General features: G+C 68.7%; 18 protein-coding genes. 12 read left to right on the forward strand and 6 right to left on the reverse strand.

All coding sequences use genetic code 11. The features are described 5' to 3' along the window. Positions 1 to 91: 91 nt before the first annotated feature. Positions 92 to 1,201, reverse strand: coding sequence for a sensor domain-containing diguanylate cyclase (locus DWG18_RS07115; RefSeq protein ID WP_162823744.1), 1,110 nt, complete (start codon positions 1,199 to 1,201; stop codon positions 92 to 94). Between the two features lie 177 nt (positions 1,202 to 1,378). Between DWG18_RS07115 and DWG18_RS07120 the strand changes: the two genes are divergently transcribed. Continuing rightward, the gene (locus tag DWG18_RS07120) at positions 1,379 to 2,149 is read left to right on the forward strand and encodes an alpha/beta hydrolase (RefSeq protein WP_115646561.1); all 771 of its coding nucleotides are present in this window, start codon (positions 1,379 to 1,381) and stop codon (positions 2,147 to 2,149) included. 58 nt (positions 2,150 to 2,207) lie between these two features. Beyond that, positions 2,208 to 2,516 (forward strand): HPF/RaiA family ribosome-associated protein, encoded by a 309-nt coding sequence (locus DWG18_RS07125; RefSeq protein WP_115648083.1) that lies wholly within the window; start codon positions 2,208 to 2,210, stop codon positions 2,514 to 2,516. 40 nt (positions 2,517 to 2,556) lie between these two features. Here DWG18_RS07125 and DWG18_RS07130 read toward each other — a convergent pair whose 3' ends face one another. Beyond that, complete coding sequence (locus DWG18_RS07130) at positions 2,557 to 2,751, reverse strand: hypothetical protein (protein ID WP_115646562.1); 195 nt, start codon at positions 2,749 to 2,751, stop codon at positions 2,557 to 2,559. 41 nt (positions 2,752 to 2,792) lie between these two features. Here DWG18_RS07130 and DWG18_RS07135 point away from each other — a divergent pair, with 41 nt between their 5' ends. From DWG18_RS07135 to DWG18_RS07160, 6 genes are all read left to right on the forward strand, one after another. Then, positions 2,793 to 3,632, forward strand: coding sequence for an NAD-dependent protein deacetylase (locus DWG18_RS07135; protein ID WP_115646563.1), 840 nt, complete (start codon positions 2,793 to 2,795; stop codon positions 3,630 to 3,632). Positions 3,633 to 3,702: 70 nt separating this feature from the next. Then, positions 3,703 to 4,668, forward strand: coding sequence for an MBL fold metallo-hydrolase (locus tag DWG18_RS07140; RefSeq protein WP_115646564.1), 966 nt, complete (start codon positions 3,703 to 3,705; stop codon positions 4,666 to 4,668). Positions 4,669 to 4,734: 66 nt separating this feature from the next. Continuing rightward, positions 4,735 to 5,631, forward strand: a complete 897-nt coding sequence (locus tag DWG18_RS07145; RefSeq protein ID WP_115646565.1) for an SDR family NAD(P)-dependent oxidoreductase — start codon at positions 4,735 to 4,737, stop codon at positions 5,629 to 5,631. 60 nt (positions 5,632 to 5,691) lie between these two features. After that, positions 5,692 to 5,985, forward strand: a complete 294-nt coding sequence (locus tag DWG18_RS07150; RefSeq protein ID WP_115646566.1) for a hypothetical protein — start codon at positions 5,692 to 5,694, stop codon at positions 5,983 to 5,985. A 75-nt stretch (positions 5,986 to 6,060) separates the two neighbouring features. Further along, the gene (locus DWG18_RS07155; protein ID WP_162823745.1) at positions 6,061 to 6,453 is read left to right on the forward strand and encodes a hypothetical protein; all 393 of its coding nucleotides are present in this window, start codon (positions 6,061 to 6,063) and stop codon (positions 6,451 to 6,453) included. 61 nt (positions 6,454 to 6,514) lie between these two features. After that, complete coding sequence (locus DWG18_RS07160) at positions 6,515 to 6,985, forward strand: NUDIX domain-containing protein (protein ID WP_115646568.1); 471 nt, start codon at positions 6,515 to 6,517, stop codon at positions 6,983 to 6,985. On the opposite strand, the gene DWG18_RS07165 is transcribed toward DWG18_RS07160, so the two are convergent. Beyond that, complete coding sequence (locus DWG18_RS07165) at positions 6,986 to 7,252, reverse strand: DksA/TraR family C4-type zinc finger protein (protein ID WP_115646569.1); 267 nt, start codon at positions 7,250 to 7,252, stop codon at positions 6,986 to 6,988. 139 nt (positions 7,253 to 7,391) lie between these two features. On the opposite strand from DWG18_RS07165, the gene DWG18_RS07170 reads away from it, so the two are divergent. Further along, the gene (locus DWG18_RS07170) at positions 7,392 to 8,402 is read left to right on the forward strand and encodes a sensor domain-containing diguanylate cyclase (protein ID WP_115646570.1); all 1,011 of its coding nucleotides are present in this window, start codon (positions 7,392 to 7,394) and stop codon (positions 8,400 to 8,402) included. Here the strand turns inward: DWG18_RS07170 and DWG18_RS07175 are convergent. After that, positions 8,399 to 8,872 carry a DUF1203 domain-containing protein gene (locus DWG18_RS07175; protein WP_115646571.1) on the reverse strand — a complete coding sequence of 158 codons (474 nt, stop codon included), beginning with the start codon at positions 8,870 to 8,872 and terminating at the stop codon, positions 8,399 to 8,401. The two genes, DWG18_RS07170 and DWG18_RS07175, sit on opposite strands and share 4 nt — an antisense overlap. A gap of 198 nt (positions 8,873 to 9,070) precedes the next feature. Here DWG18_RS07175 and DWG18_RS07180 point away from each other — a divergent pair, with 198 nt between their 5' ends. After that, positions 9,071 to 10,144: a DUF1615 domain-containing protein gene (locus tag DWG18_RS07180; RefSeq protein ID WP_343195085.1), complete on the forward strand. Its 1,074-nt coding sequence runs from the start codon at positions 9,071 to 9,073 to the stop codon at positions 10,142 to 10,144. Between the two features lie 9 nt (positions 10,145 to 10,153). Here the strand turns inward: DWG18_RS07180 and DWG18_RS07185 are convergent, their stop codons facing one another. Both DWG18_RS07185 and DWG18_RS07190 read right to left on the reverse strand, forming a co-directional pair. Continuing rightward, a complete protein-coding gene (locus tag DWG18_RS07185; RefSeq protein ID WP_115646572.1) occupies positions 10,154 to 11,149 on the reverse strand; it encodes an SDR family oxidoreductase in 996 nt (331 codons plus the stop codon). Between the two features lie 97 nt (positions 11,150 to 11,246). Beyond that, entirely contained in the window at positions 11,247 to 11,765 is a 519-nt protein-coding gene (locus tag DWG18_RS07190) for a DUF1993 domain-containing protein (protein ID WP_115646573.1), read from the reverse strand. 181 nt (positions 11,766 to 11,946) lie between these two features. Here DWG18_RS07190 and DWG18_RS07195 point away from each other — a divergent pair, with 181 nt between their 5' ends. Beyond that, on the forward strand, positions 11,947 to 12,246 hold the full coding sequence (locus DWG18_RS07195) for a hypothetical protein (protein WP_205289413.1): 300 nt from the start codon (positions 11,947 to 11,949) through the stop codon (positions 12,244 to 12,246). A gap of 73 nt (positions 12,247 to 12,319) precedes the next feature. Beyond that, the gene (locus DWG18_RS07200) at positions 12,320 to 12,622 is read left to right on the forward strand and encodes a DUF2388 domain-containing protein (protein WP_205289433.1); all 303 of its coding nucleotides are present in this window, start codon (positions 12,320 to 12,322) and stop codon (positions 12,620 to 12,622) included. Positions 12,623 to 12,627 lie beyond the last annotated feature (5 nt).

Consider the following 12,627-nt stretch of genomic DNA (forward strand, 5'->3'; position numbering starts at 1 on the left):
GAAGCCTCCGGTCGATGCGCGGCTGCGGCGCCGCCTCGTCCCGATGAATAACTTTCGCAGCGTGATCGCCGGGTAGTACGGCGACGCGATGTCAGCGCTGCCGGCGCGCGCGCTTCTGCTCGTACATGCGTTCGTCCGCCGTATGCAGCACCTGCGACGCATGTGATTCGCCGTCATGGATCACCCAGCCGACGCTGCACTTGATGCGCAGGCGCACGCCGTTCACCACACGCGGCCGCGCGAGTTCATCCTCCACGGCCGCGGCGACCGAGCGCACGTCGCGGTCGGCATCGCGCAGCGACGACAGCAGCACGACGAATTCGTCGCCACCCAGGCGCGCGACCACGTCGGTATCGCGCAGCGTGTCGCGCAGGACGCCGGCGGTGGTGCGCAGCACCGCATCGCCCGTCGCGTGTCCGTAGCTGTCGTTGATGTCCTTGAAGTCATCGAGGTCGATGAACAGCACACCGAAGCGGTGGGGCTGACCGTCGTGCGCGGCGCATACGGCCTCGAGCTGCGCTTCGAACGTCGCGCGGTTGGGCAGACTGGTCAACGCATCCAGCGACGCCGCGTCCTGATACATCTGCGCAGTGGCCTGCGTGTCGAGCAGCGCATCGTGCAGCCGACGCAGAAGGCGCGCGTTCTCCTCCAGTGCGAGCTGGCGGCCCAGCGCGCCGCCCATCGCGTTGCCGATCAGCGCGATCGCCTGCGCATCGATGTCGTCGAACGCGTGCGTCACGGAGGAACAGATCTCGAGTACGCCCTGCGCGGTGTCGCCGTAGCGCAACGGGGCCGCGATGAGTGCGTGCAGGTGGTGGCGACGGCGCGCGTCGCCGCGGATGCGCTCGTCGCCCGCCGTCGCGTCGCTGCGGAGCGACGTACCCTCTTCGAGACAGGCGCGCGCCAGCGTCTGCCCGCCGTTGAATGCATCGACGTCCAGCCGTGTCATCTGCCCTCGCGCGGACGCGACCGTCAGGCCGGCGTCGCCGTTGTCGAGCAGCACCACGCCACCGGTAGCGCGGGTGATCTCCACGACTTTGTCGAGTGCGTATTCGACGAACGACTGCGCGCCGCCCGGGTGCTCGGCCACGGACGCGAGTGTGGCGACGAGCCCACGCAGGCGCAGGATTTCGCTGTCCTTCGACGAGGACGCGATCCAGGGCAGGCCCCGTTCACCGCGGGGTCGACCGGGAGTCAGCACGTTCGCAGCAATCCAATCCGGCAGAGCGACGCATCGTCGTCGAGCGTCCATAAAGTGCGCGTGAGCCGGGAAAGTGCGCGCGTCACGGTCGAGGCGGAACGTCGTTCACATAGCGGCCTCGACCGTGGCGTAACGCGCGTCTGCGACACTGCGCTGGCTGAACGAGAGGGGTTTTGCATGCGCCTGCTGCGGTGGTCGTTCTACCTTCTCGCGGCGAGCGCGTTGCTCGCCTGCGTCCCGACCCGCGCCGATTCATCGAGACCGATCGCGACGGCGCTCCTGCCATCGAAAGCGGGCTCGCACCGGCTCGTCGTCGTGCTGCCGGGGCGGCGCGATCGTCTGGAATCGCTACGACGCAGCGGCGTGGGCGAAGCCATCCAGCGCGCGTGGCCGGACGCCGACGTGCTGTTCGCCGAACTCTCGATGCCCTACTACGTCGATCGCACCGCGCCGCAGCGGCTCCACGACGAGGTTCTGATGCCGGCACGACGCCGCGCCTACACCGAGATCTGGCTGGTCGGCGCGTCGCTGGGCGGCATGGGCAGCATTCTTTATGACGGCATGTACCCCGAGCAGGTCGACGGCATCGTCCTGCTCGCGCCCTACACGGGCGAACGTGAGATCCACGACGAGATCCGCGCCGCGGGCGGTCTCGGGACGTGGCGTCCGGAAACATCGGCGATCGACCCCAAGTCGTTCTGGCAACGCGACCTGTGGGCACAGATGAAGACCTGGCGTGAAGAACCCGAGCGCGTGCGCAATGTCTGGCTGGCCTATGGCGACAACGATTACCTGCGGGAGGGCATGCCGCTCGTGGCCGATGCATTGCCGAGGGACCACGTGCTCGTGCAGCCGGGCAAGCATGCATGGAGCACGTGGACGCCGATGACCGAGAGCGTCTTCCGGGCGATCGACGCCGAACGTTCACGCACCGCGCGAACGCGCTGAACCTTTTGTCCACACCCGGGCGTCTACGGTAGACGTCGGCCCACTACGGATGTCGCCCATGCGCATCGAGATCAACCACGACAAGAACATCCAGTTCGACGAATCGGTCGAACGTCACGTCCGCCAGACGCTCGACAACACGCTCGCGCGCTTCGCCGACCAGGTCACCCGGGTGGAAGTGCACCTGCACGACAAGAACGCCGAGCGCCGCGGCGCGAACGATCGTCAATGTCTGCTGGAGGCGAAGGTCGAAGGGCGTCCGCCGCTGGCCGTGTCGGACGATGCGGATTCGATCGGCGCTGCGATCACGGGTGCGGCGAAGAAGTTGCAGCGCCGCCTCGATACCGACCTGGGTCGCCTGCACTGAGGCGACGTCATGCCCCGCGCCCAAGTCGCGCGGGGCGTGCTTACGATGTCGGCGTGCGGTCGTCGTCTTTCGGCTGCCGCATCGCCCACATGTTGTCGACGAGGTTCGGATAGCGCCGCCCGGCCGCCTCGGCGCGCTCCTTCGCCGCCGCCTTCTGTGCCGGCGTGAGATGGCCGCCCGGACCCGCGCGTTTCGGCGACGGTTTGTTCCACGGTGGACGGCGATCGGTCGGCATCACGTCATCTCCCCTGCGGCCTCGCCCGCTAGGATGCACGCATGCACGTGATCGCCGACGTCGAGATCCCCACGAACGCCGCGCTCCTGCGCGACTGGCTCGCACCGCGACGGCGCGTGTTCGTGCTCACGGGTGCCGGGTGCAGCACCGCATCGGGCATCCCCGACTATCGCGACGAGGCCGGCGGCTGGAAGCGCAAGCCGCCGGTGACTTTCCAGGCTTTCACACAGGACGACACCACGCGGCGTCGCTACTGGGCGCGGTCGTTCGCCGGCTGGCCGGTGTTCTCGCAGGCGGCGCCGAATGCCGCGCATCGCGCAATGGCGGCATGGGAGGCGACGGGCCGCATGTCGATGCTGCTCACGCAGAACGTCGACGGCCTGCACCATCGCGCGGGGAATGCGCATGTCGTCGACCTGCACGGTCGCCTCGACACCGTGCGCTGCCTCGCCTGCGGTGACCTGACGCCGCGCGACACCATGCAGCATCGCCTCGCCGACGCGAATCCCGGTTGGATCGACACCATCACCGCGTTCGCGCCCGACGGCGATGCGGACCTCGAACGCGTCGACTTCAGCGATTTCGACATCCCGTCGTGCACGCGCTGCGGCGGCATGCTCAAGCCGGACGTGGTGTTCTTCGGCGAAAACGTGCCGCGCGCCCGCTTCGAAATCGCGCGTGATGCCCTCGCCGCCAGCGACGCACTGCTCGTCGTCGGGTCGTCGCTGATGGTGTATTCGGGCTTCCGCTTCGCACGCATGGCGCACGAGGCCGGGCTGCCGATCGCGCTGCTCACGCGCGGTGCCACCCGCGCCGACGAACTCGCCACGCTCGCAGTGCGCGCCGATTGCACCAAGGTGCTGCCCGAAGCACTGGTCTGAACAGGCCGCTGTCACGGTGCGCCGACCCCGGCCTTGCGAGCCTCGCCGCGTTCACCGGGCGTGCGCGGCCATGAAGATCCATCACCTCAACTGCATCTCGACCTGCCCGCTCGGCGGGCGGCTGACGGATGGCAGCACCCGGTCACTCGTCGCGCGAGGGCATCTCACCTCGCACTGTCTGCTGCTCGAAGCCGACGATCGCCTCGTCCTCGTCGACACCGGCCTCGGCCTGCGCGACGTGCACGCACCACGCAGTCGACTGTCCGCCTTCTACCTCGCCATGCTCGCGCCCGACCTGCGCGAGGACATGACGGCGATCCGCCAGATCGAGCGCATGGGCTTCGACCCGCGCGACGTCCGCGACATCGTGCTGACCCATCTCGACTGCGACCACGCCGGCGGTCTCGACGACTTTCCGCATGCGCGCGTCCACCTGATGACGCGCGAACGCGAATGCGCGGAACAGCAGCGGACGTGGCTGGATCGACAGCGCTACCGCCCCAGCCAGTGGTCGACGCGCGGCCAGTGGCACACCTATGCCGGCTCCTCCGGCGACAAGTGGCTGGGTTTCGACTGCGTGCGCGATCTCGAAGGCCTGCCGGCCGACGTGCTGCTCGTTCCGCTGCATGGCCACACCCACGGCCACGTCGGCATTGCGGTGCGCAGCTCGCAGGGATGGATGCTGAATGCCGGCGACGCCTACATGCATCACGCGCAGATGGATCCCGTGCGTCAGCACTGCCCGATGGGCCTGCGCCTGATGCAGCGCGTGCTGGAGAAGGACCGCCGCGCGCGCCTCGCCAACCAGGCGCGCCTGCGCGACCTGCGTCGCGACCACGTTGCCGACGTGCAGATGTTCTGCGCGCACGACGTCGTCGAATTCGAGCGTCTGGCCAATCGCTCCGCACGCATTCCGGCCGACCGCCTGCAGGCCGACATGCCGCAGCGCGGTGCGCAGGCGGCCGACCCGCACTGGGCGTTCGACGACCGCCTGCATCGCCCGGGCTTCGACGGCATCGGCCATCGTCCGCACTGAGCGGCGCACACCTGGCCACCACGGCCGGTCACGCAGGCTGTCGACCTCCCCGAACAGGAATCGACCATGCCGGCTCGTACCGTCGTCATCACCGGCGCCTCCAGCGGTTTCGGCCGCGGCGTCGCGCTTCGCCTTGCCGGGCAGGGCTGCAACCTCGTCCTCGCCGCCCGCCGCGGCCATCTGCTGGATCAGCTGGCGAAGGAATGCGGCAACGCGATCGCCGTGACGTGCGACGTGGGTGATCCGAACGCGGTCGAGAAACTCGCCGCCGCGGCCATCGCGAAGTTCAACCGCTTCGACGTATGGATCAACAACGCCGGTGTCGCCGCCCTCGGCGCGTTCGAACGCATCCCGCTCGAGGACCACATGCGGGTGATGAAGACGAACCTCGGCGGCGCGATGGCCGGAAGCTACGTCGCGCTGCGCCACTTCCGCCAGGCGGGCGGCGGCGTGCTGATCAACGTCGCATCGATGCTCGGCCGTACGCCTGCGCCGTACTACGCGAGCTACTGCGCGACGAAGTACGGCATCGTCGGCCTGTGCGATGCACTGCGACAGGAAGTCGCGGCCGCGAATGCAAAGGACATCCGCATCTGCGCCGTGCTGCCGATGGCGGCGGACACGCCGTTCTTCGACCACGCCGCCAACTACACCGGTCACACGCTGCACCCGTTCCCGATCACCGACGCGGACGAGATCGTCGAGGCCATCGTCGGCGTGGTGAACGCACCGCAGGACGAAGTGACGGTCGGGCTTTCGGCGACGGCGGCGACCATCGCCGAACGGCTGTCGCAGACCATCACGCACGGCATGACCGGCGCGGTGCAGCAGCTGCTCCAGGACGAAGCCCCGGAAGCACCGCAAGAGGCCGGCAACCTGCATCGCCCGATCGCGATCGGAACGGGCGTTCACGGCAGCATCCTGCAGCGGCTCGAAGTCGAGCGCGCGCGGCCCCGTCACTGACCACGTGCGGGTCACGTCGTGCCGGCGGTGCTGGCGCCCTCGCATTCATGGAGCACGACGATGACCCGCGGCGATCGCACCCACGAAGATGGCGGCTACGGCAACAGCAATCTCGTCGGCGACAGCCCCACCGGCGTGCTTTCGGCGTTCGAGAGTCGCGAGGCCGTCGAGAACGCGCGGCGCGATGACGGCGCGCATCGCGATACAAGCCGGCGCGACGCCGACCTCGGCCGTCCTGCCGAGCGTGACGCGACCGGCCCACGCGCGGAAGGCCCGGATTCCAGCGCCGGTACGACGCTCGACGACGACACGTCGTCCGCCGGCCGCGGCGGCCGCAACGGCCTCGAAAACTGACGCTTCCCCGCCGTCGACCCTCGCGCCCCGCGACGCGACGGTGCAGACTGCGCGCCCTCGCACCTGATCCCGCCCATGCCCGTTTCCTCGCGCCCCCGCCACCCCCGACGCCGCGCCGGCACCGACGGCGGCGGCAATATGCCGGCGGTGGCGCATCTGCTGGCGGACGATGAGCGCATCGTCGGCGGTGTGGCACAACGCGACGACGACTACGCACTCGTGCTCGGCGGTCGCGTGGTCGCATCGACGGACAGCGCCGGCATGGCGATCGCGATGCTGCGCCATGCGCGCGTCACGCTGTCGACGGACGACACGCCGCTGACCGTCCGCATCGCACCGGCACTGGAAAACCCGGCGACGCGCGAAGCCGAAACCGCCGGGCTCACGCTCGAGGCCTACCTCACCGCGCTCGAAGCCGAACGCGTCGAACGCGCCGACGATCGCCTCGCCGCATCGCGACTTCAGTAACGTTCACGCGATCACGCCGATCGCATCGCAAGACTCGCGTCGTTTCGCACGGACCACGCCCATGCCCCAGGAAAGCGCCGGCATCCTGCTCTATCGCAAGAGCGGCGGCCTGCATGTATTGCTCGCGCATCCGGGCGGCCCGTTCTGGCAGTCGCGCGACGACGGCGCGTGGAGCATCCCGAAAGGCGGCCCGATGCCGGGCGAAACGCCGGAGCAGACGGCGCGTCGCGAATTCGAGGAAGAACTCGGCGCCCCCGCGACCGGCACGCTCGAACCGCTGGGCCGGCTGCGCCAGAAGGGCGGCAAATGGGTGGAGGCATTCGCGATGGAGGGCGACTTCGATCCCGATCGCCTCACTAGCATCATGTTCCGCATGGAATGGCCGCCGCGAAGCGGGCGCTTCAGCGAATTTCCGGAAGTGGACCGCGCGCAGTGGTTCGCGATCGAACGGGCGCGCGAGAAGATGCTGGAAAGCCAACGACCGCTGCTCGATCGCCTCGACGCGCTGGTCAACGGTGCGCCACACGCCTGATCAACGCAGCTGGCTGTCCTTGCTGCCACGGCGGTTGTAGCCACTGACCGCGTGCTCCTCGGCGTCATGTGCTTCCTGGCAGGCCACGCACAGGCGCACGCCCGGCAACGCATTGCGCCGCGCTTCGGGAATCGGCGCCTCGCACTCCTCGCAATGGCTGCGGCCTGGACCCTGCGGCAGACGGCTTCGCGCACGGCGGATGGCGTCGCCCACCGTGGCGTCGATCTGATCCTGCACCGCTCCATCGCCCGCCCAGCCCGTCGCCATCGCCCTGCCCTCGTGAGGACGCTCAGGATAGGCCTGGCGCCGTGAACAGGCGACTAAAGCTCGGACTGGATCACACGTTAACGATTCAGACCGACGTGCGTCGTGCAGAATCGGTTCACCAGACGGGAGACCGCGCCGGATGGATCGGCTGCTCGCTCAGCTTTCGCAATCACTCGACCGGGCCCGCACGCTCGATGAACTCGCGCGTCCGCTGCTCGAGATGCTGCAGACGGTCACCGGCCTGGAATCGACTTACCTCACCGAGGTCGATGAAGCCGCCGGCGAGCAGCACATCCTGTTCTCGCGGAACACCGGCACGATCGAACTGCCCGAAGGGCTGACCGTGCCGTGGGCCGACACCCTCTGCCGCCGCGCGCTGGAGGAAGGCCGGACGCAGTGCGACGACGTGCCCGCGCGCTGGGGCGATTCCGACGCCGCGGCCCAGCTCGGCCTGCAGACCTACGTGAGCGTGCCGGTGCGCATGGGCGACGGCGCGCTGTTCGGCACGCTGTGCGCCGCCAGCGCCGAACGCCACGTGCTGGATACCGACGCCGAGAATGTATTGCGCCTGTTCGCGCACCTGATCGGCTACCACATCGAACGCGAGCGCATGATCGACCAGCTGCGCCGCGCGAATGCCGAGCTCGCCACTTCTGCGCTGTCCGACGCGCTGACCGGGCTGCCGAACCGGCGGTCGCTCGAACAGGAGCTCGCGAGAATGCTGGCGCGTGCACAGCGCGATGATCGAGCGCTGGTCGTCGCCTTCATCGACCTCGACGGCTTCAAGACGATCAATGATCAGCACGGCCACGACGCCGGCGACCGTTTCCTGATCGCGATGGCACGCGCGCTCGAAAGCGTGCTGCGCGGCGGCGACCTGGTCGCGCGCATCGGCGGCGACGAGTTCGTGGTCGCCGGCATCGTGCCGCGCGAGAATCCGGAAGCGGCGGCCAAGGTGCTGTGCGACCGCCTCGCCGATGCGACCGTCGGCCAGTTCGACCTCGGCGACGGCCGTCGCGTCGACTACGCCGGCGCGAGCGTCGGCGTGGTGCTGGCGCGCACCGGTGAAATCGACGCCGGCGCCATCATCGACCGCGCCGATCGCGCCATGTACCAGACCAAGCGCGAGCGCCGCGGCCTGCGTTCCTAAGCCGCGAGGCGTTCCACGCGCGCGGCGAAACAGCCGGGGCGCGCGTAGTGCACGTGGACGTAGGCAACGTCGGGCTTGGCGAACATCGCGCGCAGGCGTGCGTCGGCCTCCGTGCCCTCGAGTACGTCCGCTTCGATCAGCAGGTGTTCAGCGTCGAACGCACGCAGGGCCAGCAGGCGACGCCGCATGACGTCCGGCACCTCGTTGTCCATGTTCCGCGGCGTCGTCGACCCTTCGCGTACGTAGACCGCATACCGCGCGTGGTACGGCGTGTGCTCGGGCTGGTGCACATGGTTGACCAGCAGCGCGACCTCGCCTTCACGGAGATCGCGCAGTTCGACGCGATCGGGCACGCCGCCCTCGGGCCCGACGCGCACCCGGCGCGCGCCACGCGCGACGAGCTCCTCATCGGAAAGGCCATACAGCGGCGTGAACGGCGCCGGGTCGAGACCGAAAATGCGATAGGACATGACGCTGCTCCAGCGGACGATGCATGGAGCATCGGCGCAAGCGAATTCCTTCGCTATCCGCATCGTGCGCTGCGACGCAGCCGCCGCTCGGCTACCCTGCCGCATCGTCCTCCACCGCTTTCCAACGTGCCCCCATACGCTGCCTCGAAGTCGACGTCCGTACGTCCTGGAATCGCGCCGCGCCTGCTGCGCTCGGCATTGGGCGCGACCGCGCTGCTGGCGCTGCTCGTCGGCTGCCGCCAGGAGCCGAAGCCGCGACCGAAGACTCCTGCCGAGGTCCGCGCCGAACTCGCGCGGCTGATGCCGCGCGGCGTGCGCGACCGCAGCGGTTGGGCGGCGGATATCCAGTCGGCGTTCGCCGCGCTGAAGATCGAGCCGAAGACCGCCAACCTCTGCGCGGTAGTCGCGGTGACGGAACAGGAGTCGACGTTCAACGCCGATCCCTCCGTGCCCGGGCTGGGCCGCATCGCGCTGGAGGAAATCGACCGCCGCATGACCGCGCATCACATTCCGCCCCTGGTCGCGCGCGCGGCGTTGCAGATCGAATCGCCGGACGGACGCACATGGGAAAAGCGCATCGAGGCGGCGACCACCGAGCGGGATCTCAGCGACATCTACGAAGCGATGATCGCGCGCGTGCCGATGGGGAGCCGCCTGCTCGCGAGCTCGAATCCCGTCCATACCGGCGGGCCGATGCAGGTCAGCATCGCGTTCGCGGAAGAACTCGCGCGCGACAAGACCTATCCGTATCCCGCGCAGGGCTCGATCAGGCACGAAGTCTTTACGCGGCGCGGCGGCGTGTACTTCGGCACCGCGCACCTGCTCGGTTATCGCGCCTCCTACAAGCAGCCGATCTTCCGCTTCGCCGACTACAACGCCGGCTGGTACGCGAGCCGGAATGCCGCGTTCCAGAACATGGTCTCGGTGGCGACCGGTGTGCCTCTCGACCTCGACGGCGACCTCGTCAGCTATGACGGCGACACCAGCAAGACCGAACTCGCGATCGGCACGCTGTCGCAGGAGCTCGGCATGGACGCGTCGCAGATCCACCGCGCATTGCTCAAGTCGCGCAGCCTCGACTTCGAGACGACCGCCCTCTATGTCGAGATCGGCAAGATCGCCGACCGCGCAGCCGGACACGTGCTGCCGCGCGCACGCCTGCCGGAGATCCGCCTGCAGAGTCCGAAAATCACGCGGCGGCTGACCACCGCGTGGTTCGCCAAGCGCGTCGACCAGCGCTACCGCGCCTGCATGGCCCGCGCGAAGGGCTGATCGCTGCGATCAGCCGCGCGGGCCGCCCATCACCGGCAGGATCGCCCCGTTGACGTAGGAACCGGTCACCGGCGATGCGAGGAAGACGTAGGCCGGCGACAGCTCCTCCGGCTGCGCCGGTCGCTTCATGTCGCTCTTCGCGCCGAATTTCGACACCGATTCCGCGTCGCGATCGGCGGGATTCAGCGGCGTCCATACCGGGCCCGGCGCCACCGCGTTCACGCGGATGCCGCGTTCGAGCAGGTTGCTCGCCAGCGACATCGTGAACGCGTTGATCGCGCCCTTGGTCGCGGAATAGTCGAGCAGTTCCTTGCTGCCGAAGATCGCGGTTTCCGACGTCGTGTTGATGATGCAGGCGCCTTCCTGCATGTGCGGCAGGGCCGCGCGCGCCATGTGGAAGTAGCCGCCGACGTTGGTTTCCAGCGTCATCATCAATTGATCGTCGGTGATGTCCTCCAGCGTCTTCGCGTGCTGCTGGAAGGCGGCATTGTTGACCAGGATGTCGAGCTTGCCGAATTCATCGACCGCCTGTTGCACCGCCCGCTCGCAGAAGCCGGCGTCACGCACGTCACCGGCGATCGTGATGCAACGGCGACCTTCGGCTTCGACGCACTCCTTCGTGGTCTTCGCGTCCTCGTGCTCGTCGAGATACAGCACCGCGACGTCCGCACCTTCGCGCGCGAACAGCACCGCCACGGCGCGCCCGATGCCGGAATCCGCGCCGGTGACGATCGCGACCATGTCTTCGAGCTTGCCGCTGCCGAGATAACCGGGCGCAAGAAAGCGCGGCTCCAGCTCGAGATCGTGCTCGTTGCCCGGCTTCTTCAGATGCTGCCTCGGCAGCGGGTTCTCGGGCTTGCGATCGAGGCCGGCCTGCACGGCCTTCTTGCTCGTGTCCGACGACGTGCCGCCGTCGGACACTTCCTTGCGATCGATGCGCGACTGGATGCGTCGCTGGGCGTCCGCGGTGCGCGCACCGTCGCCCTTCGGATGCTGGCTCGCCATGGTCTCGTCCTGTGCAGGGAAAGCTCCACCCTGCCCGGCGCTCCGCAAAGCGCCGGTGAGCAACGACTGACGAAACCGTGAGCGCGACCCCGTGTATTCAGGCCGGCGCGTCGGGACCCGCGATGAAGTCCATCTTGCCGAGCGGCGCGCCTTCGCGACGCAGCAACGCGTAGGTCGTAGTGACGTGGAAGTACAGGTTCGGCAGCACGAACTTCAGCAGGTAGTCCTGGCCGTTGAAGCGCATTTCACCCGACCGCATCTTGAGCACGATCTCGCGGCCTTCGCTGCCGTCGACCTTGCCCGCCTCCACCGCCTCGACCAGCTCGATGGTGCGCGCGATGCGCGCGTAGAGCTGATCGAGCGTGGCCTCCTCGTCGGCCAGCGGCATGGGCTCCTGGCCGGCAAGGCGCGCCGCACCGTTCTTGGCCATGTCACAGGCGATCTGCACCTGGCGCGACAGCGGCAGCATGTCGTCGATCAGCCGCAGCTGCAGCAGCGAATCAGGATCGACGCCGCGCTGGCGCGCATGCGCCGCGCCCTTTTCGAGGATGTGCCGCAGATTGTGCAGCGCACGAACGAATACCGGAACCGACGCCTGGTAGAGGGAGATCGCCATGACCGTCTCGCAAGAGGGGAAGCGGCAAGCTTAATACGCCGCCACAGTCCGTCATCCGCCCGGCGGCGGCCGCGCGACGGCGGCCGCGCGACGGGGCCGCACGCTGCGTTCACCGCCGGAAAACGGCGGGGCCCGGCATGATCGCGATGCGGCCGTAGGCCGAATCGTCGAGGTGCAGACCATGCAGGAGCGGATCGAGGTCGGGCAGATGGTGTTCGTGAAGGACGGCGGCGTCGGGATCGGCGCCGTGCGCGAAACGCGACGCACCGAATTCGTCGTCAACATCCAGAACGCGGGTGACTTCGTCCTGCCGAACAATGCAGTGCGCGACGTGCACTCGGGCAAGGTTCTGCTGGCGGTCGACCGGCTCGCCCCGGAGGTCGTGGAGGCGCTGCGCCACGTGCACGATTCCGAATCGCCGGAATTCGCCGTGGTCGACCCGCGCGATGGCACGCCCGACGCCGGCGCGCGTCCGCACTGACTGCCGGTTCAGCCGCGGCGGCCTGCACCGCACTATCCTCGGCATCCCGTTACCGGATGCCGATCGCATGACCCTGACCCGCACGCTGCTCGCGACCGCGATTGCCCTCGCTCTCCCGCTGTCCGCCTCGGCCAGCAGCTTCGCCGGCTCGTCCGCGGGCTCGTCGGCCGGCGCGTCGTCCAATTCGAGCGGCAGCTCGTCGGGCAACGACAAGGTGGTGATGCAGGCACGCGACGATGCTGCAGTGTTCGTCGCCACCGACGGCCGCGTACGCGGCGCGCAGCTCGAAGCCGCACTTCGCGTCATGCGCGAACACCGCGCCGATGCGCGTACGGCCAGTGACCTGCAACTCGCGATGGCGATCCTCGCCCGCTGATTTCG

It is taken from the genome of Lysobacter sp. TY2-98 (genome assembly GCF_003367355.1).
Classification (GTDB): domain Bacteria; phylum Pseudomonadota; class Gammaproteobacteria; order Xanthomonadales; family Xanthomonadaceae; genus Cognatilysobacter.

What these genes read in the sequence shown, in the direction of transcription:
- DWG18_RS07120 (WP_115646561.1), top strand. Translation starts at nt 1,379, where the DNA reads ATGCGCCTGCTGCGGTGGTCGTTCTACCTTCTCGCGGCGAGCGCGTTG.
- DWG18_RS07125 (WP_115648083.1), top strand. Translation starts at nt 2,208, where the DNA reads ATGCGCATCGAGATCAACCACGACAAGAACATCCAGTTCGACGAATCG.
- DWG18_RS07130 (WP_115646562.1), bottom strand. Translation starts at nt 2,751, where the DNA reads ATGCCGACCGATCGCCGTCCACCGTGGAACAAACCGTCGCCGAAACGC.
- DWG18_RS07135 (WP_115646563.1), top strand. Translation starts at nt 2,793, where the DNA reads ATGCACGTGATCGCCGACGTCGAGATCCCCACGAACGCCGCGCTCCTG.
- DWG18_RS07140 (WP_115646564.1), top strand. Translation starts at nt 3,703, where the DNA reads ATGAAGATCCATCACCTCAACTGCATCTCGACCTGCCCGCTCGGCGGG.
- DWG18_RS07145 (WP_115646565.1), top strand. Translation starts at nt 4,735, where the DNA reads ATGCCGGCTCGTACCGTCGTCATCACCGGCGCCTCCAGCGGTTTCGGC.
- DWG18_RS07150 (WP_115646566.1), top strand. Translation starts at nt 5,692, where the DNA reads ATGACCCGCGGCGATCGCACCCACGAAGATGGCGGCTACGGCAACAGC.
- DWG18_RS07155 (WP_162823745.1), top strand. Translation starts at nt 6,061, where the DNA reads ATGCCCGTTTCCTCGCGCCCCCGCCACCCCCGACGCCGCGCCGGCACC.
- DWG18_RS07160 (WP_115646568.1), top strand. Translation starts at nt 6,515, where the DNA reads ATGCCCCAGGAAAGCGCCGGCATCCTGCTCTATCGCAAGAGCGGCGGC.
- DWG18_RS07165 (WP_115646569.1), bottom strand. Translation starts at nt 7,252, where the DNA reads ATGGCGACGGGCTGGGCGGGCGATGGAGCGGTGCAGGATCAGATCGAC.
- DWG18_RS07170 (WP_115646570.1), top strand. Translation starts at nt 7,392, where the DNA reads ATGGATCGGCTGCTCGCTCAGCTTTCGCAATCACTCGACCGGGCCCGC.
- DWG18_RS07175 (WP_115646571.1), bottom strand. Translation starts at nt 8,872, where the DNA reads ATGTCCTATCGCATTTTCGGTCTCGACCCGGCGCCGTTCACGCCGCTG.
- DWG18_RS07185 (WP_115646572.1), bottom strand. Translation starts at nt 11,149, where the DNA reads ATGGCGAGCCAGCATCCGAAGGGCGACGGTGCGCGCACCGCGGACGCC.
- DWG18_RS07190 (WP_115646573.1), bottom strand. Translation starts at nt 11,765, where the DNA reads ATGGCGATCTCCCTCTACCAGGCGTCGGTTCCGGTATTCGTTCGTGCG.
- DWG18_RS07195 (WP_205289413.1), top strand. Translation starts at nt 11,947, where the DNA reads ATGCAGGAGCGGATCGAGGTCGGGCAGATGGTGTTCGTGAAGGACGGC.